Annotated in this window: 23 protein-coding genes and 2 tRNA genes; 16 read left to right on the forward strand and 9 right to left on the reverse strand. The window is 66.1% G+C overall.

Annotation, left to right across the window (positions count from 1 at the left end; genetic code table 11):
- Window positions 1-31: 31 nt before the first annotated feature.
- The 3 genes from infC to ACW17U_RS03930 form a co-directional block, all read right to left on the reverse strand.
- Entirely contained in the window at window positions 32-553 is a 522-nt protein-coding gene (gene infC / locus ACW17U_RS03920) for a translation initiation factor IF-3 (protein WP_062147966.1), read from the reverse strand.
- 230 nt (window positions 554-783) lie between these two features.
- Window positions 784-1,752 (reverse strand): glycosyltransferase family 9 protein, encoded by a 969-nt coding sequence (locus ACW17U_RS03925; protein ID WP_492054928.1) that lies wholly within the window; start codon window positions 1,750-1,752, stop codon window positions 784-786.
- Complete coding sequence (locus ACW17U_RS03930; RefSeq protein WP_492054929.1) at window positions 1,749-2,930, reverse strand: glycosyltransferase family 4 protein; 1,182 nt, start codon at window positions 2,928-2,930, stop codon at window positions 1,749-1,751. The genes ACW17U_RS03925 and ACW17U_RS03930 overlap by 4 nt, the downstream gene beginning before the upstream one ends.
- A 54-nt stretch (window positions 2,931-2,984) precedes the next feature.
- On the opposite strand from ACW17U_RS03930, the gene ACW17U_RS03935 reads away from it, so the two are divergent.
- Window positions 2,985-3,854 (forward strand): alpha/beta fold hydrolase, encoded by an 870-nt coding sequence (locus ACW17U_RS03935; protein WP_492054930.1) that lies wholly within the window; start codon window positions 2,985-2,987, stop codon window positions 3,852-3,854.
- Between the two features lie 34 nt (window positions 3,855-3,888).
- Here ACW17U_RS03935 and ACW17U_RS03940 read toward each other — a convergent pair whose 3' ends face one another.
- Entirely contained in the window at window positions 3,889-4,749 is an 861-nt protein-coding gene (locus tag ACW17U_RS03940; protein WP_492054931.1) for an SDR family oxidoreductase, read from the reverse strand.
- A 149-nt stretch (window positions 4,750-4,898) separates the two neighbouring features.
- On the opposite strand from ACW17U_RS03940, the gene ACW17U_RS03945 reads away from it, so the two are divergent.
- From ACW17U_RS03945 to ACW17U_RS03980, 8 genes are all read left to right on the forward strand, one after another.
- Window positions 4,899-4,973, forward strand: a tRNA-Gly gene (locus ACW17U_RS03945).
- Between the two features lie 45 nt (window positions 4,974-5,018).
- A tRNA-Gly gene (locus ACW17U_RS03950) sits at window positions 5,019-5,093 on the forward strand.
- 176 nt (window positions 5,094-5,269) lie between these two features.
- On the forward strand, window positions 5,270-6,982 hold the full coding sequence (locus ACW17U_RS03955) for a DUF885 domain-containing protein (RefSeq protein WP_492054932.1): 1,713 nt from the start codon (window positions 5,270-5,272) through the stop codon (window positions 6,980-6,982).
- A 77-nt stretch (window positions 6,983-7,059) separates the two neighbouring features.
- Entirely contained in the window at window positions 7,060-7,461 is a 402-nt protein-coding gene (locus tag ACW17U_RS03960; protein WP_492054933.1) for a DUF1330 domain-containing protein, read from the forward strand.
- A 123-nt stretch (window positions 7,462-7,584) separates the two neighbouring features.
- Window positions 7,585-8,526, forward strand: coding sequence for a sugar kinase (locus ACW17U_RS03965; RefSeq protein WP_492054934.1), 942 nt, complete (start codon window positions 7,585-7,587; stop codon window positions 8,524-8,526).
- Window positions 8,527-8,617: 91 nt separating this feature from the next.
- Window positions 8,618-9,454 carry a hypothetical protein gene (locus ACW17U_RS03970; protein ID WP_492054935.1) on the forward strand — a complete coding sequence of 279 codons (837 nt, stop codon included), beginning with the start codon at window positions 8,618-8,620 and terminating at the stop codon, window positions 9,452-9,454.
- Window positions 9,455-9,590: 136 nt separating this feature from the next.
- Window positions 9,591-9,962, forward strand: a complete 372-nt coding sequence (locus tag ACW17U_RS03975) for a helix-turn-helix domain-containing protein (RefSeq protein WP_492054936.1) — start codon at window positions 9,591-9,593, stop codon at window positions 9,960-9,962.
- Complete coding sequence (locus ACW17U_RS03980; RefSeq protein ID WP_062147932.1) at window positions 9,959-10,690, forward strand: DUF6456 domain-containing protein; 732 nt, start codon at window positions 9,959-9,961, stop codon at window positions 10,688-10,690. Before ACW17U_RS03975 ends, ACW17U_RS03980 begins: the two co-directional genes overlap by 4 nt.
- An 87-nt stretch (window positions 10,691-10,777) precedes the next feature.
- On the opposite strand, the gene ACW17U_RS03985 is transcribed toward ACW17U_RS03980, so the two are convergent.
- The gene (locus ACW17U_RS03985) at window positions 10,778-11,230 is read right to left on the reverse strand and encodes a PA2169 family four-helix-bundle protein (protein WP_492054937.1); all 453 of its coding nucleotides are present in this window, start codon (window positions 11,228-11,230) and stop codon (window positions 10,778-10,780) included.
- A gap of 66 nt (window positions 11,231-11,296) precedes the next feature.
- On the reverse strand, window positions 11,297-12,262 hold the full coding sequence (gene trhO, locus ACW17U_RS03990; RefSeq protein ID WP_492054938.1) for an oxygen-dependent tRNA uridine(34) hydroxylase TrhO: 966 nt from the start codon (window positions 12,260-12,262) through the stop codon (window positions 11,297-11,299).
- An 80-nt stretch (window positions 12,263-12,342) separates the two neighbouring features.
- Here trhO and ACW17U_RS03995 point away from each other — a divergent pair, with 80 nt between their 5' ends.
- Entirely contained in the window at window positions 12,343-12,504 is a 162-nt protein-coding gene (locus ACW17U_RS03995; protein ID WP_166504230.1) for a hypothetical protein, read from the forward strand.
- 5 nt (window positions 12,505-12,509) lie between these two features.
- On the opposite strand, the gene ACW17U_RS04000 is transcribed toward ACW17U_RS03995, so the two are convergent.
- Both ACW17U_RS04000 and ACW17U_RS04005 read right to left on the reverse strand, forming a co-directional pair.
- A complete protein-coding gene (locus ACW17U_RS04000; protein WP_062147922.1) occupies window positions 12,510-12,950 on the reverse strand; it encodes a SufE family protein in 441 nt (146 codons plus the stop codon).
- A 38-nt stretch (window positions 12,951-12,988) separates the two neighbouring features.
- Window positions 12,989-13,774, reverse strand: coding sequence for a sensor histidine kinase (locus ACW17U_RS04005; protein ID WP_492054939.1), 786 nt, complete (start codon window positions 13,772-13,774; stop codon window positions 12,989-12,991).
- 198 nt (window positions 13,775-13,972) lie between these two features.
- On the opposite strand from ACW17U_RS04005, the gene ACW17U_RS04010 reads away from it, so the two are divergent.
- The gene (locus ACW17U_RS04010) at window positions 13,973-15,733 is read left to right on the forward strand and encodes a sensor histidine kinase (RefSeq protein WP_492054940.1); all 1,761 of its coding nucleotides are present in this window, start codon (window positions 13,973-13,975) and stop codon (window positions 15,731-15,733) included.
- A gap of 33 nt (window positions 15,734-15,766) precedes the next feature.
- Here the strand turns inward: ACW17U_RS04010 and ACW17U_RS04015 are convergent, their stop codons facing one another.
- Window positions 15,767-16,651: a hypothetical protein gene (locus tag ACW17U_RS04015; protein ID WP_062147914.1), complete on the reverse strand. Its 885-nt coding sequence runs from the start codon at window positions 16,649-16,651 to the stop codon at window positions 15,767-15,769.
- Window positions 16,652-16,724: 73 nt separating this feature from the next.
- On the opposite strand from ACW17U_RS04015, the gene ACW17U_RS04020 reads away from it, so the two are divergent.
- From ACW17U_RS04020 to ACW17U_RS04040, 5 genes are all read left to right on the forward strand, one after another.
- Window positions 16,725-17,054, forward strand: coding sequence for a DUF1491 family protein (locus tag ACW17U_RS04020; protein ID WP_492054941.1), 330 nt, complete (start codon window positions 16,725-16,727; stop codon window positions 17,052-17,054).
- A gap of 144 nt (window positions 17,055-17,198) precedes the next feature.
- Entirely contained in the window at window positions 17,199-17,579 is a 381-nt protein-coding gene (locus ACW17U_RS04025) for a hypothetical protein (protein WP_062147908.1), read from the forward strand.
- A gap of 173 nt (window positions 17,580-17,752) precedes the next feature.
- The gene (locus ACW17U_RS04030) at window positions 17,753-19,372 is read left to right on the forward strand and encodes a peptide chain release factor 3 (protein ID WP_492054942.1); all 1,620 of its coding nucleotides are present in this window, start codon (window positions 17,753-17,755) and stop codon (window positions 19,370-19,372) included.
- A gap of 115 nt (window positions 19,373-19,487) precedes the next feature.
- Window positions 19,488-20,060 (forward strand): dTDP-4-dehydrorhamnose 3,5-epimerase family protein, encoded by a 573-nt coding sequence (locus tag ACW17U_RS04035; RefSeq protein WP_492054943.1) that lies wholly within the window; start codon window positions 19,488-19,490, stop codon window positions 20,058-20,060.
- Entirely contained in the window at window positions 20,060-20,977 is a 918-nt protein-coding gene (locus ACW17U_RS04040; protein WP_492054944.1) for a Gfo/Idh/MocA family protein, read from the forward strand. Before ACW17U_RS04035 ends, ACW17U_RS04040 begins: the two co-directional genes overlap by 1 nt.

Raw genomic sequence — 20,977 nt, forward strand, 5'->3', positions numbered from 1 at the left:
GGGGCGTTTGTCTATCTGACCGCTGGCCGCCCTATTTGGGGGCCAGGATCATGATCATCTGCCGGCCTTCCATGCGCGGCTCGTACTCGACCTTGGCGATTTCCTCGAAGTCGGTCTTCACCTTGATCAGCAGCTTCATGCCCAGTTCCGGGTGCGCCATTTCACGGCCGCGGAAGCGCAGGGTCACCTTGACCTTGTCGCCCTCCTCGAAGAACCGGGTCATGGCCTTGGCCTTAACCTCGTAATCGTGGATGTCGATATTGGGCCGGAGCTTGATTTCCTTGAGCTCGACGATCTTCTGCCGCTTGCGCGCCTCGTTCTTCTTCTTCTGCTCCTGGAACTTGAACTTGCCGTAGTCCAGGATCTTGCAGACGGGAGGATTGGCGTTCGGAACGATTTCCACCAGGTCCAGGCCAGCTTCCTCGGCCGCTTCGAGGGCGGAGGCGGTCGGCATCTCGCCTTGCTTCTCGCCGTTTTGGTCGATCAGCAGGACGCGCGGGACGCGGATTTCATCGTTGATACGCGGTCCGTCTTTGACGGGCGGCGTTTGCATAGGACGGCGAATAGGGGCGGCTCCGGTACAGTTGAAGGTAGTCGCGCTGCGCGAAAGCGCGCGGCGAGAAAGTGATATATGACCTGTCGGGTGCCCCCTATCAAGCGGCGCGAGCCAAACAGGCGTCAGCGCGTCCAATCCATTTGGACGCAAGGCCGATCGGCGGGCCGGAAGGGCCGGTTTTCAGGCGCTGGATCGGCCGACCTTCCGGGGTCCTTAGGTCCTGGAGATCACGGCAGCAGCGACATGGCGGCGCTGGCCACGGTCGAGACCGGCAGGGCCTTGAGGTCTGGCGACCGGATGACCGCAACATGGCCGCGCGGGCCACAGAGTTCTGGATCCGAAGCGCCGGAGAACAGGGCGATGGTCGGGGCCCCGGCCGCCGCCAGCAAATGCGTCGGGCCGGTATCGTTGCCGACCACCAGGGCCGCCTTGGCGCCCAGGACAGCCAATTGAGCAAAGTCGGTGCGTCCGGTCAGGTCGCGGGCCTGGCCGACCGCCTTCTGGATCTGCCGGGCCATGGCGCTTTCCTGCGGACCGCCGATGATGACGATGTCCAGGCCTCGCGCCTTCAGGAGTGAGCCCAGCTGGGCAAAGGCCTCAACCGGCCAACGCTTTTCCGGCCGGTGGGCCGAGCCGCCGGGGACGAAGAGCACATAGGGACGCGGGGCGGCCGCACCGGCAACCGGGCGCGCTTCCTTGTGGCGTCGCAGAATCCACGACAGGTCCGGCGGCGGGGCATTGCCGGGTTCGACCGGCGCATCAGGCCAGATTCCGGCGGCGCGCAGCTGGTCGGCCTGGCGCTCCAGCGTGTGCATCGACTGGCGGGCCGTACCGCGCTGGGGGTGCGAGCAACCGAAGGCGATGCCGCTCCACTGCGGCGGAAACGGCCGCAGGGCCTGATAGTACCAGTTGGTGCGGCTGTTGGTCTGCAGGTCATAGACGCGGTCGTAACGGGCTTTGCGCAGGCGGCCCAGCATCCGGGTGATGTCGCCGAAATCCATCGGGCGACCGTCGGTTTCGACGCTGTTGAAATAGGGGCTGAGCTTGGCGAGGGCTTCGAACGGGGGCGTGGTCAGAAGGGTGATCTTGGCCTTGGGATGGGCCTGGCGGATCTTCTTCATCGCCGCCAGTGCGAGCACGAAATCGCCAAGGGCCCCCAGCTTGATCACCAGGACCTTCTTGATTTCCTTACTCACGGTCTCCGCTCCAAAACTCTGGCTTCCAGTACGCGCGCATAGACGTTCAAGGTGGCTTCGCACATGGCGTCCACTGAATACAACCGCCGAGCACGGGCCCGGGCGGCCTGGCCCATGGCGTGTCGGTTCGACGGACCCGCCTGCCGGGCCGTCTCCAGGGCAGCAGCCCAGGCTTCGGCGTTGCCCGGAGCCACCAGCCAGCCGGTCTCGCCCGGGACGACCGTCTCGCGCGCAGCACCGTGATCGGCCGCCAGGACCGGACGTCCCATCACCTGGGGTTCGACCGCCGTACGGCCGAAGGCTTCGGGCTCCAGGGACGGCGCGATCGCCAGGTCCGCCAACAGATAGGCGGCCGGCATGTCATCGCAATGGCCGACGATCTTCACATCGTCCTGGAGACCGGCGGCGGCGATCTGGGTTTCCAGCTCACCGCGATAGGCCTTGCGGCCCTGGTCATCGCCGACCAGCAACAGCAGGACCTCCGGGTCACCTGCGGCCTTCAGCCGGGCCATGGCCTCGATCAGCAGGGACTGTCCCTTCCAGCGCGTCAGCCGCCCGGCCAGCACGACCTTGAGCCGGGGCTCGTCGGCCGCCAGACCCCAGGCGGCGCGAAGGGTCTCGAGCCGCTCGGCACTGACCTGGTCGGGCTCAAAGCGCTTGAGGTCCACGCCGCGCGGGATGGCCACCACCCGTTCCGGAGCAATCCCGTGTTCCCGGATGACATGGGCGCGGGTGTATTCCGAATTGGCGATGACCAGGTCACCCCGCGTCATGACCGCGTTGTACCAGCGCTTCAGATTGGAGCGGGCATTATAGACGCCATGATAGGTGGCGACGAACGGCACTTTGGTCGCGTGGGCGGCCCACAGGGCGCTGAAGGCCGGGGCTCGGGAACGGGCATGCACCAGAGTCACCTTCTGACGGCGGATCAGGTCGACCAGCCGAGCAGCATTGCCCAGCATGACCAGCGGGTTCTTGGTCTGGGCCGGCATCTGCACAAGTCGGCCGCCGTCAGCTTCCAGGCGGGCGGCCATGCGTCCGCCCTTTGTTGCGACCAACGCCTTGCCGCCTTGCGCCACGACGGCGCGAGCGACATCTATCGTCGTCTGCTCGGCTCCGCCCGTTTCCAGTTCGGGGGTGACCTGCAGCAAGGTGAAATCGGCGGGTAGGTCGGGCACGCGACTCTCGGCTGAGATGACGCGTTTAGTTAGCGAAAGGAACGAGGCCGCGCCATGACCGAATCCCCGGAGTTTCTGGTTCGCGACGACAATCAGCGCATCGCCTATCGCCGGGTGGCCGGCGAAGGCCCGATGGTCGTCTGGCTGGGCGGCTTTCATTCCGACATGACCGGGACCAAGGCCCAGGTCCTGGCCGATCACGCAGAGGCCACAGGCGGCGGTTATCTGCGCTTCGACTATTTCGGCCATGGCGAGTCCGACGGCCAGTTTCGCGACGGCACGATCAGCCGCTGGCGTGAGGACGCCCTGGCCGTGATCGACGATCTGACCGAGGGGCCGCTGGTGCTGGTCGGCTCGTCGATGGGCGGCTGGATCGCCTGCCTGGCCGCCATGGCCCGGCCCGAACGGGTCAAGGCCATGGTGCTGATCGCGCCGGCCCCGGACTTCACCGAGAAACTGATGGAGCCGGAACTGTCGCCGGACGCCCGGACGGCCATCGCCCGGGACGGCTTCTGGATTCGGCCTTCCGACTATGACGACGGCGGCTACGCCATCACCCGGCAGTTGCTGGAAGACGGCGCGCGGTGGTCGATCCTCCAGGGCGAGGTTCCGATCGAGGTTCCGGTGCGGGTTCTGCAGGGCGGCGCTGATCCCGACGTGCCGTGGAGCCATGCGCTGACCTTGGTCAATGCCCTGAAGAGCGACGATGTGGTCTTCACCCTGATCCGGGACGGTGATCACCGGCTGTCCCGGCCGCAGGATCTGGAGCGGCTGGTTGCAGCGGTGGTCGAGGCGCGGTCACTGGTCGAGGTCGATGACGACCCGGTTGCACGGCGGCTGGCCAGGGCCGCCAGGGCGCGGGGTGCCAGCCTGGCCTCTGCGGCGGCCTGGGCGGCGGCGGATATCGGGCCGGACGAGGAGTAGGGGGCTTCGAGAGACTTCCCCTGAGGGGGAGCGCCTAAACCTCGCGCTCCAGAATCGCCCTCAATCCCTCGCGATAGGTCGGATACTTGGGCCGCCAGCCCAACTCCGCCTTGGCCCTAGCGTTCGAGACCCGCTTGTTCTCGGCATAGAAGCGGCGCGTGGCGGGCGACAGGCCCAGGGCGTTGAAGGGCAGGTCGGGCGGAACGGCAATGCCCAGCAGCTTGGCCGCATATTCGATCACGTCCTGCGGCGGGGCCGGCTCGTCGTCGCAGAGATTATAGATGCCTCCGGCCCGGGGTTGGTCCAGCGAGGCCAGAAGGCCCGAGACAATGTCGTCCAGGTGGATCCGGCTGAACACCTGGCCCGGCTTGACGATGCGGCGGCCTTCGCCGGCGCGCAGGCGATCCAGAGCGCTGCGGCCGGGACCGTAGATGCCGGGCAGGCGGAAGGTGGTCACGGTCAGGCCCATGCCGCGCCCGACCTGGCGCCAGTCGCGTTCGGCCCCGACCCGGCGGGCTCCCTCGACCGACTGTGCCTTGAGGGGCGAGGTCTCGAACACCCAGCGACCCTCAAAGTCGCCATAGACGCCTGTGGTCGACAGATAGCCGATCCAGTCGGGAAAGGCCCCCGACTGGGCCAGGGCGGGGATCACCGATTCCAGGGCTGCACAGCCGCTTTCGCCGGGCGGGGCGGTGACCAGGACCGCCTTGGCCCCGGACAGGGCCGCCGCCATGGCGTCACGGTCATCGGGATCGGCAGGCTCGATCCCGGCCGCCCGCAGCTTCGCCGCCTGTTCCGGCGAGCGTGCCGTGGCGGCGATATCCCAGCCCCGAGCCTGCAGCGCCTGGCCGAAAGCCGCGCCGACATAGCCCAGACCGAACACGAACAGACGCAAGGTCGAAACTCCGCCACCCCGAAAAACAGGGGCTGAATGAGCCCCTGAAAGACCGCGCTCCGCAACCCCTCAAAGGGCGCTTGCCAAGGTGAGATCGCTCTGCCATAAGCCGCCTCCTCGTCGCGGGGCGGTTTTTTCGCTTCCACGATGCGGGCGTAGCTCAGTGGTAGAGCACAACCTTGCCAAGGTTGGGGTCGAGAGTTCGAATCTCTTCGCCCGCTCCATTTCTCCCGGTTCGGAGAGTGGAACGAGACCCGAGAAATCCGGATGCGGGCGTAGCTCAGTGGTAGAGCACAACCTTGCCAAGGTTGGGGTCGAGAGTTCGAATCTCTTCGCCCGCTCCAATTTCTCTTAGGACCCCGCAAATCAGACCCGCCAAGGCCGCCCAAAAAGCGGCGAGCCGCCTTTGGCCTCGTCTCGATTCCTGATCTAACGCTTTTGCATCGCGTTTCCGGGGAAGTTCATGACCAACTGCCATCCTGTTCGCTGGGCTGTTTCTGGCCTGATGATAGCCACCCTGATGACGGGGAGCGCCGCTTGGGCCCATCCTGATGGCGACCAGCTGTCCCAGGCCATCAAGACCTATGAAGCGGCCAACGCCGGCGGCGAGGACGATGACGGGGGCGGCGCCGAGGCTGCGCGCTGGCGGCTGCCACCGGTGGGGCCGGCGGCCGATGCGGCCCGCAAGGCCAAGCTGTCCTATGCCCAGAGCCTGCTGACCGGCGTCATCGTCGAGCGCCTTGATCCCGATGAGCGCCTGACCCTCCAGTTGCTCAATTTTGCGATTTCCGAGCGCCTCGAGGGCCTGTCGTTCGATGAGTCGCGCATGCCGTTCAGCAGCGACGGCGGCTTCGACGTCACCTTGCTGTATCGCGCCAATGGCATGCGTCTGAAGAATGAGGCCGAGGCCGCCAAGTGGCTGGAGCTTCTGTCCAAGACCCCTGACTGGTACGACGCAAATATCGCCAATGCCCGGCGCGGCATCGATACCGGTTTCGTTCAAGCCACTCCCACCGCGCAGTCGGTGCTCGATCGCGCTAGGCGCATGGCGGCGACTCCGGTGGCGGAAGAGCCGCTGCTGGCGCCCCTGCGCGCGCTGCCGACCAGCGTGCCCGCCGACCGCAAGGCGGCCCTGATCGCGCAGGGCGAAAAGGTGCTGGCCGAGAAGGTCGCCCCGGCCCGAGCCGGCTTCGTCACCTTCATGGAGACCGAGTATCTGCCCAAGGCCGCCAAGAGCCTGGCCGCCGTCGATCTGCCCGATGGCCAGCGCTACTACGCTTTCCTGGCCCGTCGCCACACGACCACGACCATGACGCCGGACCAGATCCATGAGATCGGCCAGAGTGAGGTCGCGCGCATCCGCGCCCGGATGCAGACGGTGATGACCCAGACCGGCTTCAAGGGCACGCTGCCGGAGTTCATCGCCTATCTGCGCAAGGACCCGAAATTTTACCCGACCAGCCGCCAGCAGTTGCTGGAAAAGGCCAGCGAGATCGCCAAGCGCGCCGACGACCAGTTGCCGGCCCATTTCGGGGTCCTGCCGCGCCTGAGCTATGGCGTGCGACCGGTGCCGGCCAGCATCGAGCAGGGTTACACCACGGGCCGTTACTTCGGCGGAGATCCCAAGGTCGGACGGGCCGGGGGGCTGATGATCAACACCTCCGAGCTGAACCAGCGGGCGCTGTACGAGTTGCCGGCCCTGGTGCTGCACGAGGGCGCGCCCGGGCATCACACCCAGACCTCTTTGGCCCAGGAACAGACGGGTGTGCCCGAGTTCCGCAAGGGCCTCTATTTCAATGCCTTCGGAGAGGGCTGGGGCCTCTATTCCGAATGGCTGGGCGAGGAGATGGGGATCTATCGCGATCCCTATGAACTGTTCGGCCGCCTGTCGTACGAGATGTGGCGGGCCTGCCGGCTGGTGGCCGATACCGGCATCCACTGGAAGCGCTGGAGCCTGGCGCAGGCACGCGCCTGTTTCACCGACAATACGGCCCTGTCGCCGGTCAATATCGAGGTCGAGCTGGCCCGCTACGTGTCCTGGCCCGGCCAGGCTGTGGCCTACAAGATCGGTGAGCTGAAGATCCTCGAACTGCGCAAGCGGGCCGAAACCGCGCTTGGCGACCGGTTCGACGAGCGCAAGTTCCACGATGCGGTGCTCCTGCAGGGCTCCCTGCCCATGGCGGTCCTGGAGCAGAAGATCGACGCCTGGATTGCCCAGCAACAGAAGCCCTAAACCCCGCCGCCCGCTTCAGGGCGGCAGGTCCGTAAGCAGTCCTGTTTCAGGCTCGAGGTTCACAGAGAGTCGGTTCGATGTCCCTGCCAGTTCACGTCAATGAGGCGCTTATGCGCGACCTGCCCGACAACGGGCCGGTTGTGATGGTCAATTTCCTGCGCTTTCGCGAGCATTCTGCCGACGGCGATGGCACGGGCTGGGATGCCTATCTGCGGTACAGCGCCAATACGGTGCCTTTGATCAAGGCGCTCGGCGGCGCAATTCTCTGGAGTGGCAAGCCTGAAGGTGTCGCGATTGGCCCGCCCTCGACGGTTCTGTGGGACTACATCGTCCTCGTTCGGTATCCGTCGCGCGCCGCCTTTCTCGACATGGTTACGTCCGCAGACTACGCCCGTGGCAATCCGCATCGCGAAAATGCCGTCGCGGACCATCTGATCCTGGCCTCAACCGAGACCTTTTCCAGGTTTCCGGCAAGCTGATCCGGTGGACGGATCCTGCAGGATGGCGGGTCTCAGAGGGCGAAGCAAAACCCGTCCGGGCCCACTAACTCGGCAGGCGAAAACACTTTAAGACTGCCGCAGATCCAGTGAGAAACCGGTGTCATGGCCAAAATCACAGTGCTCGGCGAATGCATGGTCGAGATGTCGCCGGACGGCCTGTCGGCCGACGGCGCGCCGCTCTACCGGATGGGCTTTGCCGGCGACACCTTCAATACCGCTGTCTATATGGCCCGGCTCGGTGATCAGGTCGCCTATTGCACGGCCCTGGGCCAGGGTGATCCCTTCAGTGACGGTGTCCTGGCGGCCATGCGGCGCGAGGGGCTGGATACCCGCCTGATCCGCGAGGTCAGCAATCGCCTGCCGGGCCTCTATGCCATCGTCCTGGACGACAGTGGCGAGCGGAAGTTCCACTACTGGCGTGAACGGGCCCCTATCCGCGACCTGTTTTCTGAACATACCGCCGACCAGTTGATCGAGGCGGCCAGGGCCAGTGATCTTGTCTACCTGTCCGGCGTCACCCTGGCGGTCATCGGCGATATCGGCCGGGCGCGGCTGAAGGATGTCCTGGCCTATGTCCATTCCCTGGGCGTGGCCGTGGCTCTCGACTTCAACTATCGTCCCGCCCTGTGGCCCGGTCCTGAGGCGGCCCGAGCCGCGCTGGACGGCGTGGTTCCCGCCTGTCGCTACATCTCTCTGAGCAGCGAGGATACGCGACCGCTCTACGGCCGGGAGGCCGAGGACCTCGCCGCGCAGTGGGCGGCAGGTGGGGGCGAGGTCGTTGCCCGCGACGAAAGTCATGCGGTCAATGTCCACAGGCCTGAGGGCCGCACGGCCACCCCGGCTCCACCCCGGGTGAAGGCGCTGGACACGACAGGGGCGGGCGACAGCTTCAATGCCGCCTATCTGTCGGCGAGGCTTGCGGGATTGCCGATTGAGACAGCCGTGGCGCGGGCTCATGCCCTGGCTGGGCGCGTGGTCACCTGTCGCGGCGCGATTATTCCGGCTGGACAGTCTTTGGGCTTCGATGCTTTACCCGCCGACTAGGTCTGCCCGACACTCGGGCGTGTTGCTCTGCCGTCCCGAGCGGGTTTGAAGATTGAAGTCCCCCTTGCCGCAGACGACATTGACTACACTAGTGGTTACGCCTCGCGAATCCGCCCTGACCGACCGCTTTCTGATCCCGGCCATCGCTGAGATCGAGCAGGCCCTGCTGTCCTTACGCGTCGAGACCGACCAGGCCCTCGGACGAGACGGTGCCCGCCGTTATGGCAAGCCCTATCCCCTCGGCTATTGCTGGGAGATCTCGCAGGATGTCGCCGAACGCTTGCGCAAGCGGCTCGCGCGCCCTGTCGGCCCGGGTGAGCGCGCCATCAGCGCCTTCCTCCGCAATGGCGGTTCCGGGCGGCATCTTTGGGGCGCACTGCGGGAGAAATACTTTCAGAACGCGTTCCAGTTCGGCGGGCTCTATATCGACGTCGCCAACGACACGGTTGATGTCAAAAAGCCCAAGATCGAGATCTTGCCCGTGCAGGAGTCCGGGTTCGCCGAGATCGAGGATGTTCCTCATTTTGCGCGGATTGCCGGATCCTACTGGGGCATGCGGATCTACGCCAATCATGCGCTTCCGTCCCTGGCTCCTGCCTTCCCCATGATCGGGATCAATCCCGAGGGACATGTCCGGCTGCAGTCCGGTTCGCAGTCCATGTTCGAGCGCCTCTGTGGTGACGGGTTCCAGAGGTCCGAGCAGTGGCTGGCGGAGGGCCAAGCTCCGCCGGCGGCGCTCGTCGAGGCGCTGCGCGCCCGATGCCCGTCCCATCTGCTGGCCGAAAACCCTGTCACTGGACAGGCCGCAGCTCTGGCGGCCTGTCAGGCTCTGCGGGCCGAAGGCGCGGCGACGGGCCCTGAATGGCGCAAAGCCATGCTCGCCACCTATCGCGCCATCGACCTTATCCCCGTTGCTGAACGGGGATAGGACAAAGTCGGACGTAGGGTTTTCAACGGCTTATTTTCCTACTTGTGCGTCACGATAGGAAAATTATCCTCATCGGCGAAATTCAACCTAACATCGAGTCGTGGTCGCATGATCGCCCATTAGATTTGAGGACGCCATGTTGGTTCTTGCTCTCGAAGAGGTCATGGGGGTCACACCCGATCCTCGCCGCGACCGCCTCGCGGTTGCCTTCGTCACCCATCTGGTCGCCCTGGCGACCGATGTCTCGCCCGGGGATATCGCGGCCCAGAAGCGCACCAGCCTGGCCGCGTCGCGCGCGCGGCAGATCGCCATCTATCTGACCCATGTCACCTTTCACTGGCCCTTGAACCGGGTGGCTTTTGCCTTTGGCCGGGACCGCACAACCTGTGCCCATGCCTGTCACAGGATCGAGGATCTGCGCGAGGATGCCGGGTTTGACGCCCGCCTGGCCGCACTGGAGGAATGCCTCCGCCAGGCCCCGCGTCGGGTTCTGGAGGGAGCGCTATGAGCGGAGCCCCAGATCTGGCGACCGAGCATCTGGCCCATCGTGCGGCCCGGCTTCTTGCCCGGCCGGGCGCGGTGATCGAGGCCGCCCCGTTGGGCTATGCCGTGCGACTGGGACCCAATCGTCGGCGGCGTCCGATGCTGGTCATCGATGAGCCGGCCTTTGAGGTGCTGGTGCGGTTGGCGTCCTTGAAGCCCCGAGCCCAGGGTGGCTGGACCCTGGTCTTCGCGCCCTTAGGCCGTCCTGCGCCACCGCCGGGGCGACCTGGGATCATTGAGGGCGAGAAGCTGCTTGAGGAGCCGGGTGTTGGCCGTGCCGCCTTTCGGGCCAATCTGGGCGAGTCGCCCCTGGCCTGGCTGGCCCGGCGTCGCGACGGGCAGGGACGGCCCTGGCTCGCGCCGGTCGAGGCGGCGGCGGGTGAGCGGCTGCGCGAGGACTTTCATCGCGCCGGAACGGTCGGCCGTCTGACCATGTCCTGGGACGCGACGCCCCGGTCCGCTGGGCGTGGTCCCGGACTGGAGCCCGCCGAACGGGCCCGGGCCGCCAAGGACCGGATCGCGGCCGCGCTGGAAGCGGCGGGCCCTGGCCTGCGCGAGATTCTGGAGCATGTCTGTCTGGCCGGGACCGCCCTGGAGGCCGCCGAGCGTGCCCTGGGCCTGCCGAGGCGGGCCGGCAAGACGGTTCTCAAACTGGCCCTGCAGCGGCTGGTCAGCCACTATCGCATGGCCTGAGCCCTTTCCGACCTGGGCGCTTCAGCAGGTCTGGCTGACAAGGCCTGCCAGGCGGCGGGACCCTTTGGTCCCGCCGCATGCCGGTCGTCAGTGCTTCAGCATGTGCTTGATGTCGCGCATCTGGTCGTGGCCCGACTTCACCGAGGCCCAAGCCTTCTCGATCACCGCCCGGGTGTGGATGTCGACATCGGTGTCCTTCATGGCCTTTTCGTACCGGGACTTGATGAAGTCCTCGCCGGACTCGACCTCGTTGATCACGGCGTCGTCACCCTTGGAGAGGCTGTCGCGCAGATTGACGAAAACCCGATGGGCTGCGGCGAGGATCGTGCCGTCATCCTTGGGTTCGCCGCCGAGCCGGCGGACCTCGTCCTGCAGCGCGGTGGCCACGGTGCGACGCTCCTGCGCCCGGTCTTGGAACAGTGTCTTGTACCGCGCGCTTTCGGCATCCTTGGCCGCTTCGGCATAGCCGTCGGCGCTGTCGATGGTGGTCTCGACCAGGCTGTTGACGAGCTTGATGTGGTCTTCGTTGGTATGGGACATGGGGAGGCTCCTGGCTGCGATTGCCTGCCTTAACGCCGGGGCGGACCAGGCGATCCCTCGGCCCTGTCAGTCTTCGCTTGTGTCCAGCCTGGCACCGACATGGGCAATGCCCAGATCCCGCGCCCGGGCGACCTGACGATGGCGTTCGGCATAGCGGGCCTTGCTGGCGTCGTCGCGCTGGTCATGGCAGGCGGGGCAGGCGACGCCCTCGACATAGAGCGGGGAGGTCTTCTGCTCCGGGCTGACCGGACGACGGCAGCCGCGACAGAGGTCGTGGGTTCCCGGCGACAGGCCGTGGCCGACGGCCACCCGCTCATCGAACACGAAGCACTCGCCGCGCCACAGGCTTTCGGCCTCGGGGACCTGCTCCAGATAGTCGAGGATCCCGCCCCGCAGGTGGAAGACATCCGCAATGCCTTCTGACTTCAGGAAGGCAGTCGACTTCTCGCAGCGAATGCCGCCCGTGCAGTACATGGCCACCTTCAGCGGTGGGGCGTTCGGACCCTGCTGGGCCTCCAGCCCGGCGCGGTAGCTGCGAAACCAGTCGGGAAAGGCCGAGAAGCTGGTGGTCCTGGGGTCCACGGCCCGTTCGAAGGCACCGATGGCCACTTCGTAGTCATTGCGGGTGTCGATCACCAGGACCTCGGGATCGGCGATCAGCCGGTTCCAGTCGGCGGGCTCGACATAGGTCCCGGCATGGCTCGCGGGATCGAGGTCCGGCAGGCCCAGGGTGACGATCTCCTTCTTCAGTCGCACCTTCATGCGATGAAAGGGCATGGTCTCTGCCCAGGCGGTCTTGGGTTCCAGATCGCTGCAGCCGGGGAGGGCACGGATATGGTCCAGTACGGACCGGATGGCGGCGTCGGTGCCGGCGATCGTGCCGTTGATCCCCTCTCGGGCCAGTAGAAGCGTGCCCCTGACGCCGACGGCGCAGCAGGCCTTTGCCAGCGGTCCCTGCAGGGCGGCTGGCTCGTCGAAAGGCGTGAACCGGTAAAGCGCGGCGACGCGGAAGGCTTTGGGATCGGACGTCATCTGCGCGAGGCCATAGGCGCTTCCCGCTTCGGCCTCAAGCGGGCCGTGGAACCAACCTGAACCCGGGCGGTTAAGCTGGCATGAGTATCCTGATCATCATCATCGTCGTCCTGGTCCTGCTGGGACTGGCCCTTTACGTCGTTCAGCGGTCGCCCATTCCTTCGCCCGTGAACTGGATCATCCAGCTTCTCCTGGTAGTGGTGGCGATCCTGTTCATCGGCAATCGAGCGGGCTTCTTCTAGGGAGCCTAGCCGCGGGCACCCTGGCCCAGAACGGCCTGGGCATCGCGCTGGATGCGGGCGACCATGGACTTCAGCCCGTTCGATCGCTGGGAAGAGAGGGCTTCCGACAGGCCCAGCCTGTCCAGGGCCGCCTTGGCGTCGAAGCTGGCAATGACGTCCGCGGGCTGGCCTGAATAGAGCCGCAAAAGGATGGCGATCAGTCCACTGACGATATGGGCGTCGCTGTCGCCGCGGAAGTCGATGATCCCGCCATCCCGGGGCTCGGTCACCAGCCAGACCTGGCTGGCGCAACCGAGAACCTTGTTGCTGTCGGACCGTTCTGCGTCGCTCAGCGGGGCCAGGTCCCGCCCCAGTTCGATCACATAGCGATAGCGTTCTTCCCAGTCGCCCAGCAGTTCGAACTCGTCGGCGAGTTCTGCGAGAGCGGCGTCGATTGGGCGTGTCATGGCCGCCACTTAGGCGCGCGGCGGGGCGCTGGCAAGCGTCAGGCTTCGGCGAGCGTGACCTGTGCCGTCAGGCCGGCCCCCGGACGCGAGGTCAGACGCAATCCGCCACCCATGGCCCGGGACAGCAGGTCGACGATCGGCAGGCCAAGGCCTGCACCCTCGCTGGTTCGGGTCAGGGTGGTGCCACCCTGTTCGAAGGGGCGCAGCAGACGTGGCAATTCTTCAGGCTCGACACCCGGACCCTGATCGACCAGGGCGATCTCGACCAGGCCGCCTGGCAGGGCCTGGGCGTAGATGCAGACCTCGCCCCCTGCCGGCGAATGATGGATGGCGTTCTGCAGCAGATTGCCCAACAGGGTGCGCAGGCCGCGGCTGTCGGCCATGACCGTCGGCAGGGTTCCTACCCCTGGAACAGTGACAGTGACCTGACGCTGGGCGCTCTCGGTTCTGTACTGTTCGACAACGTCCTCAATGGCCTCATCCAGGCCTTCGGGCGCAAGGTCGAGGTCGGTGACATGGCCCTCGAGCCGGGCAATTTCGACGATCTGATTGACCAGCTTCAGCAGCTTCAGGCCGCTGTCATGGACGATCTCCGCATATTCCCGGTACTGGGGCGCGCCGAGGGGACCATAGAGCTCGCGGGACAGGATCTCGGAAAAGCCGATCACGGCATTCAGGGGCGTGCGGAGTTCATGACTGACCATACGCAGAAACGAGCGCTTGCGGTCGTCCAGCGCAGCCCGACGACGCCTGTGAGCCGCAGCGCGTCGCTCGGCCTTGGCGTCATAGTCGGGTGATGCGTCGAGGGACGCCGGTTCAGGCATGCGATAGGCTCCCGGACCTTCTGTCCGCTTTGGCGCAGTCGTAACCTTACCCGGCAGGCGCTTACGATTCCGTTTCCGTCCACAGGCCGCGCACCGGCGAGGATCGCTCGACGATTGAGTGGTCTGGAGGGAAGGCTTCAAGCGCGTTAGGGTCGGGGCACGGCGCTGATGGGTGCCGCATGGAAAGAGTCGCTCGGTTTGGAATTCGAACTGCTGCCCGACCCGTACAAGCGGACTGCGCGCTCAAAGCGCGGCCTCGGACCCGCGCGCCTGTGGCGTCTGGGCTGGCTGGCGGCGATCGCCCTGGCCGCACTGGCGACAGCCCTGCTGCCCGGACAGTTCAGTTGGCCGGTCTGGGCAGCGTTCCTGGCGGGTGCGGCTCCAGCCCTTTTGTCCCTGCCGGTCTCGGGCGAGACCCCGCGCGAGGACGACCGGATACAGTCGATTCTGCTGGTTTTGTGGGCGGTGGGCGGATCTGCCGCAGCCATGCTGACCGGCGGCGTCTCCGGGGCCATGGCAGCCTGGTGTCTGGCCCCCGTGGCGGCCGCCTCTACCCTCGTCTCGTCGCGTCGACTGGCCGAAGGTGCCGCTCTCTCTTTGATCGGTGGCAGCGTCGCGGCCCTGGCGCAACTTGCTGGTTTGACACCGACCCCGCCGACCGGGGCTCTGGCCTTTATCCTCGGTTTTCTGGCCCTGACCACCACGGGCCTCGGCCTGGCCTCGGGCCTGCTGATCGGCCATCGCCGCTTCGGCGCGCGGGACACACGCCACACCGCCGAACTGGCCGCCCTCGAGGTCATGCTGGACGGTCTGCCGCAACTGGCCATTGCCGTGACCACCAAGGGGCGGGTGACCGACGTCCGCGGCACGCCCCCCCCGGGGGTGATGGTGCCGGACATCGCCACGCGCGGCCTTGCCGCTGCCGCCGCACCCAATGACCGCCAGCGGATTGGAGAGGCTATCGCCCGGGCCTTCCGCGAGGGCCAGATCAGCCTGACCTTCAATCCGGCCCTGGGCGTCGAGCGGATCGTCGCGCTCGACCTGCAGCGCGTCTCGCCGGTGATGCTGGTCGGCCTGCTGCGCGACGTGACCGTTGAGCGGACCCGCGAGACCGACCTGGACCGCGCCCGCGCCGACGCCGAGGCCCTGGCCGCCGGCCGCGCCCGGTTCCTGGCCAATATGAGTCATGAACTGCGCACGCCGCTCAATGCGATCATGGGCTTTTCCGACATCATGCGCGCCCGGATGTTCGGCCCGCTCAGCGACCGGTACGGCGAGTACGCGGAACTGATCCACGAAAGCGGCGGTCATCTGCTGGACCTGATCAATGACGTGCTGGACATGTCCAAGATCGAGGCCGAGCGCTTCGAACTGCAGCGGGGCGTGTTTGATGCCCGTGAGGCGATGACGGCGGCCATGCGGCTGATGCGCGTCCAGGCTGACGGAGCCGGGGTGCAGTTGCGCGGCGTGCTGCCGCCCAATGATCTCGAGGTCGATGCCGATCGCCGGGCGCTCAAGCAGATCGTCCTGAACCTGATTTCCAACGCCCTGAAGTTCACGCCGCGCGGCGGTCAGGTGACGGTCACGGCCGACGGCTATGACGGCGTGCTCGAGATCGTGGTCGCCGACACCGGCGTCGGCATCAGTCCGGAAGACCTCGAACGCCTGGGCCGTCCCTATGAGCAGGCCGGTGGCGCTGATCAGCGAGCCAAGGGCACTGGGCTTGGACTGTCTCTGGTTCGCGCCTTTGCCAAGCTGCATGGCGGCGAGATGCATATCGAAAGTCGGATGGGCGCGGGCACCAGCGTCTCTGTGCGCCTGCCGGTACTTCTGGCACCTCTGAAAGCCCCGACCCCACCGTCCGAGCCGCCGTCCGGACCGGAGCCCACGGACACGCCGCCGAACCCCGAGCCGCCAACCAGCCTCGGCGACAATGTGATTGCGTTTTCGCCGCGCTAGGGGGGCGAGGGTCGCGTAACGGCCGCGCCAGACCTAACGCAAGAACGCCCGGCCCGCCGCGAAGTCCCCGACCTCGACATAGGCCTTGCGCACCAGATCGCCGCCATTGCGGCCGGCGAAGGTGAACTCCAGGATCACGGCCTCGCGCGGGTCGAGCAGAGACAGGGCTTCGGCCGCCGCCATCGGGAAGCGGAAACCCATCCCGGTCTTGGCCCCGGTCGGCAGCAGGGTCAGGGCCGCTTCGTCGCGGGTCTCGGCATTGAACACCTGGCTGGCCGAACGCGGCGCGACCTTGGCTGACAGGCTCCGGCCGCCACGGGCGTCGATATAGGGGCCCTGGGTGCGGGCCGGATCGCGCATCACCAGGCGGGCTGCATAGGGCTGGGCTCCGTCTGCGAAGGTGGCCACGGCCATTACCGCCTTGGCGCGGCCGGCCAGGCCGAAGATTAGCCGGTCAGGGCCGAAGGTGCTGGGTTGCGACAGTCGCCAGACCGGGAAGGTTGCTGAGACGGGGCGGTCGGCCTGCCAGCTGGCCACGTCGCCCGGATAGGTCATCTTCTGCAGGGTGGCATAGGCTTCAAAGGCTCCGCGCACCCGTTCGGCGGCGGTGGTCAGGTCCTTGGAATTGCAGGCGGCAGCGGCGGCCTTGGACCGGGCGCGGCCTTCCAGGGCCTCGACCTGGGCCTGGGTGGCCCCGGACCTGAGGGTCGCACCGCGTGCCTGGGCCCGCGCGGCGTCCAGGGCCGAGCCGATGGCGGGGGCAAACAGACGGCACCGGCCGTCGGCGGCCGTCATCAGGGTCCGTTCATAGAGCTGATCCGCGGCATTGGCGGCGAACAGGATGCCGGGGAAGAGCGCGACCGTTCCGCCGATCACCAGTCCCGTCCATTGCGCCCATCGACCTTTGGGGTACGTCATCCGCGTCGTTTCTCGTATGCTTGCCGACTTGAAGGGCCGAACCTAGCGGCCTCGGTATTGCGGTTCGGTTAGCATGCTCCTTTCTACGGATATCTGGGTCAGCGCGCTGATCCGCCGGGCTGAACTGGCGGGGGCTTTCGCCACCGTGGCGCGCAAGGGCGATGCCCGGGCCGGGGCGGTGCTGGTCAAGGCCGTCGATCGCCGCGAGAACAGGGCCCGCCTGTTCGCCGAGGCCACGCGTGGCGACGGCGAACGCTTCTGGATGCAGCCGATCAAGTCGGATTTCGAACTCGATCTGGATGCCTATGCCGAAAGGGCGGCACGGATCGATCCCGACATCTGGGTGATCGAGATCGAGGACCGCGACGGACGCCACTTTCTGACCGAGACGGTGGAAGCCTAGTCGGGACAAAGCGGTCCCGCCGCCTGCGCCAGGGCACCGGCTTTAGGCCTAAGTTCCGTTAACCGCGCTCCTAAACCAGACTTAAAGCCCGACCGGTGCAATCTCTGGGCGTCCCGTCGCAACAGAGATCAACGCCGCTCCACCATGCTTTTTTTGATGAACGATGTCGTTTTCAGCTTCGATGCGAGCGAACTTGCGCCGCCGGTGCCGCGCGATCGTTTTTCGAAGCTCACCCTGAGCTATGTCGGTGAGCTGGGCCGTGAACTGTATGCCGAAGAGCCCTTGCTGCACCGGAAGGACCCGGAGCGGGCCAAGCGTCTGGCCTCGCTGATCATTTCCAAGGCTCCGGAAGTCAATGCGGCCCTGTTCATCGCCCCTGGCCGTGGCTGCCTGCCCAGCATGGTGCAATTGCGCTATGCCCAGCTTGGCCTTGATGTGATGGGCGCGCTCCTGACCCGTCAGAAGGAAGGCTTCCTGACCAATGTCGAGGCCGATCGCCAGGTCTGGCGTCGACTGGCGGCCTAGCCGCACCCTTTCAGAGCTCCCCGTCATGTCCATCGTCCAGCGCGCCTCTGTCGAGGCGGCGTGCCTGTGACGGGTGAGAGCCTGAGGCCATCGAGTCGGACCAGCAGGGCATTTTGGTCGCCTGCCTGAAGGCCGAAGGTGACAAAAAGGGCGCGGAGCGATAGGTCCCCCGGATGAGCACTTCTCCTGCCGCGCCCCTGTCCCCGGTGTTTCAAGCCGCCCGCCGGCGCACCTTCGCCATCATCAGTCACCCTGACGCCGGCAAGACCACCCTGACGGAAAACCTGCTGCTGGCCGGTGGGGCCATCCGCGCGGCCGGCGCGGTGCGCGCGCGCGGCCAGACCCGCCGTACCCAGTCGGACTGGATGAAGATCGAGCGCGAGCGCGGCATCTCGGTCTCGGCCTCGGTGATGACCTTCGACCATGACGGTCTGATGTTCAACCTGCTCGATACTCCCGGCCACGAAGACTTCTCGGAAGACACCTATCGCACCCTGACCGCCGCCGATGCGGCGATCATGGTGCTGGATGCCGCCAAGGGCATCGAGCCCCAGACCCTGAAGCTGTTCGAGGTGTGCCGCCTGCGCGACATCCCGATCATCACCTTCATCAACAAGATGGACCGCGAGGCCCAGGATCCGTTCGAACTGCTGGACGAGGTCTCGTCCAAGCTGGCCCTCGACCCGGCGCCGCTGTTCTGGCCGGCCGGATCAGGCGGACGCTTCAAGGGCATGCTGGACCTGCGCAAGCAGACCTTCATTCCCTACGCCAAGAAGAGCTCGAATGACGACGAAGGCCATCCCGATCCGGTGGCCATCAACTCCAATGCCATCAGCCGCTTCCTTGACCCCGAGGAACAGGCCGAGGTCGAGGAGGGAGCCATGCTGGTGTCCGAGGCCGCCAAGCCGTTCGACGTCCAGAGCTTTCTCGAAGGCCACATGACGCCGGTGTTCTTCGGCTCGGCCCTGCGCCATTTCGGCGTGGCTGAACTGCTGGCCGGCATCGGGGCCTACGCGCCCGCGCCGCATCCGGCCAAGGCCGTGCGCAATGGTGCCGAGACCCATGTCGCGCCCGGTGACAGTGAGGTTTCGGGCTTCGTTTTCAAGGTCCAGGCCAATATGGACCCCAATCACCGCGACAGGATCGCCTTCCTGCGTCTGACCAGCGGCCGCTTCACGCGCGGCATGAAGCTGAAGGCCCAGAACACCGGCAAGTCGATGAGCGTCAATGCGCCGGTGATGTTCTTCGCGTCCGACCGCGAGCTGGCCGAGGACGCCTACGCCGGCGACGTGATCGGCATTCCCAACCACGGCGTGCTGCGGGTGGGCGACAGCCTGTCGGAAAGCGGTCTGCTGCGCTTTGCCGGCCTGCCCAACTTCGCCCCGGAAATCCTGCGCCGGGTGCGGGTCAAGGATCCGCTGAAGGCCAAGCACCTGAAGAAAGCGCTCGAGGGACTGGCTGAAGAAGGGGTCACCCAGCTGTTCCGGCCCATGCTCGGCAGCTCCGACTTCATCGTCGGGGCCGTGGGTCAACTGCAGTTCGAGGTCATGGCCGACCGGCTGGGCGGCGAATATGCGCTCGACGTGATTTTCGAGCCCAGCCCCTATGCCGAGGCCCGCTGGATCAGCGGTGCCCGTGCCGATGTCGAGGACTTCCAGGACAAGCACAAGACCGCCATGGCTACCGACATCGACGACCAGCCGGTGTTCCTCGGCAAGTCGTCCTGGGAAATTGGCTATGTCGCCGAACGTTTCCCAAAGGTGCGGTTCGACCGGACGCGCGAAAGGGGATAGGGGCGGGGCCTACACGATCCGGCCTCGGACCAGTTTTCGCGTTAAGGTGGAATTCTATCGTCTCAGCGAGGCTCCTAGGCTGGCTGAAGGCCTGAAGAACCGCTAGGTTTGAGCCATGCCAACTCACATTCCTGCTGTCAGAAGCTTCTTGTCGACCGGCGCTGACCTGCCCGGCGGCCTACTCCTGGCACCACTCCGCGTTCATGAAGACCAACGCGGCACATTTGCCGAATTCTATCGGGAAGAATGGGGTTTTGGGCCTCGGCCACTGCAGTGGAATTTGGTGAACTCGGTCCCCAATACCCTGCGAGGCGTGCACACCCATGCCGACCACTATGACTATTTGATCATCATTGCAGGCGAGATGGTCCTGGGGCTGCGTGACAGCCGGGTCGGATCCCCGTCCTTCGGCTGGGCCACCACAGTGAGGGTGACAGGCGAAGACCCGCATATCGTGGTCGTCCCGCCCGGCGTCTCGCATGGGTTTTTCTTCACCAAACCCAGTACGCACGTCTACGGCGTCACGGCCCATTTTGTCCGACCCGAAGAGGCGATCTGCCGCTGGGACGACCCGGACCTTGGTTTCGACTGGCCTTGCACGGACCCGGTCCTGTCGCCGAGGGATGCCGCTGCCGTATCCTACAAGGACATGCTGGCCCGGTTTTCGCTTCCGCCTTCGGATCGATGATGCGGATCGGGCTGGTCGGTTGCGGCCGATGGGGACGCCACATCCTTCGCGACCTGAAGGCTGCCGGCGTCGAGGTTCATGTGGCTGTGCGCGGCGCTGAATCCCGGGACCGTGCGTTGGCGGGCGGCGCAAGCGGCATTGTCGACGATGCCGCCAAACTGCCCGTGATGGATGGCTTTGTCGTCGCGACGCCCACCGCCACCCATGCTGATGTGCTGGAGGGCCTCGTCGGCACCGGCAAGCCCCTGTTCGTCGAAAAGCCGATGACCCATGACCTCGAGAGGGCGCGCCGTCTGGTCGAGCAAGCCGGCGAGCGGCTCTTTGTCATGGACAAGTGGCGTTACCATCCGGTGATCGAGGCCATGCGCGAAGAAATCGCCGCCGGGAATATTGGTGACGTCCTCGGCATCAACCTGATCCGCCAGGGCTGGTCAAACCCGCACAGGGACGTGAGTGCGCTTTGGATCCTCGCTCCGCATGATCTTTCGATCGTCCTGCACCTTACGGGTCGGATCCCACCGGTGATCGCCGCGTTCCCGGCGGCAGACGGGCGGGCTGATCTTGGCATGACCGCGCATCTGGGCGGACCAGGCCTGCCCAATGTGATGCTGGATATTGGCATTGCCAGTCCAGAACACCGAAGGCGTTGCCTGGTCATGGGGAGCCGGGGCTGTCTGGAACTTCGGGATGGTTATGAAGAGCGCCTCTTCATTCGAGACGGTGCGCCAGGCGATCCGGCAGCGCAGGAGCGCATTCGAATGACCAGCGACGCCTTGCCCCTGAGGGCGGAACTGGATCGCTTTCTGGACTTTGTCGCCGGCCAGGGTCCGGCCCCGATGAGCTCGGCCGCCGAAGGCCTGCTAATTGTCGAACGACTGACCGAAATCGAGGCCATCTTGAGCGCCGGGAGGGCCTAG

The sequence above is a fragment of the Caulobacter sp. AVps16 genome, assembly GCF_058681455.1.

Bases quoted from the DNA above. Each gene is read 5' to 3' on its own strand.
- infC (WP_062147966.1), bottom strand. From the start codon at position 553: ATGCAAACGCCGCCCGTCAAAGACGGACCGCGTATCAACGATGAAATC.
- ACW17U_RS03935 (WP_492054930.1), top strand. From the start codon at position 2,985: ATGACCGAATCCCCGGAGTTTCTGGTTCGCGACGACAATCAGCGCATC.
- ACW17U_RS03955 (WP_492054932.1), top strand. From the start codon at position 5,270: ATGACGGGGAGCGCCGCTTGGGCCCATCCTGATGGCGACCAGCTGTCC.
- ACW17U_RS03960 (WP_492054933.1), top strand. From the start codon at position 7,060: ATGTCCCTGCCAGTTCACGTCAATGAGGCGCTTATGCGCGACCTGCCC.
- ACW17U_RS03965 (WP_492054934.1), top strand. From the start codon at position 7,585: ATGGCCAAAATCACAGTGCTCGGCGAATGCATGGTCGAGATGTCGCCG.
- ACW17U_RS03975 (WP_492054936.1), top strand. From the start codon at position 9,591: ATGTTGGTTCTTGCTCTCGAAGAGGTCATGGGGGTCACACCCGATCCT.
- ACW17U_RS03980 (WP_062147932.1), top strand. From the start codon at position 9,959: ATGAGCGGAGCCCCAGATCTGGCGACCGAGCATCTGGCCCATCGTGCG.
- ACW17U_RS03985 (WP_492054937.1), bottom strand. From the start codon at position 11,230: ATGTCCCATACCAACGAAGACCACATCAAGCTCGTCAACAGCCTGGTC.
- trhO (WP_492054938.1), bottom strand. From the start codon at position 12,262: ATGACGTCCGATCCCAAAGCCTTCCGCGTCGCCGCGCTTTACCGGTTC.
- ACW17U_RS03995 (WP_166504230.1), top strand. From the start codon at position 12,343: ATGAGTATCCTGATCATCATCATCGTCGTCCTGGTCCTGCTGGGACTG.
- ACW17U_RS04000 (WP_062147922.1), bottom strand. From the start codon at position 12,950: ATGACACGCCCAATCGACGCCGCTCTCGCAGAACTCGCCGACGAGTTC.
- ACW17U_RS04005 (WP_492054939.1), bottom strand. From the start codon at position 13,774: ATGCCTGAACCGGCGTCCCTCGACGCATCACCCGACTATGACGCCAAG.
- ACW17U_RS04015 (WP_062147914.1), bottom strand. From the start codon at position 16,651: ATGACGTACCCCAAAGGTCGATGGGCGCAATGGACGGGACTGGTGATC.
- ACW17U_RS04020 (WP_492054941.1), top strand. From the start codon at position 16,725: ATGCTCCTTTCTACGGATATCTGGGTCAGCGCGCTGATCCGCCGGGCT.
- ACW17U_RS04025 (WP_062147908.1), top strand. From the start codon at position 17,199: ATGCTTTTTTTGATGAACGATGTCGTTTTCAGCTTCGATGCGAGCGAA.
- ACW17U_RS04030 (WP_492054942.1), top strand. From the start codon at position 17,753: ATGAGCACTTCTCCTGCCGCGCCCCTGTCCCCGGTGTTTCAAGCCGCC.
- ACW17U_RS04035 (WP_492054943.1), top strand. From the start codon at position 19,488: ATGCCAACTCACATTCCTGCTGTCAGAAGCTTCTTGTCGACCGGCGCT.
- ACW17U_RS04040 (WP_492054944.1), top strand. From the start codon at position 20,060: ATGCGGATCGGGCTGGTCGGTTGCGGCCGATGGGGACGCCACATCCTT.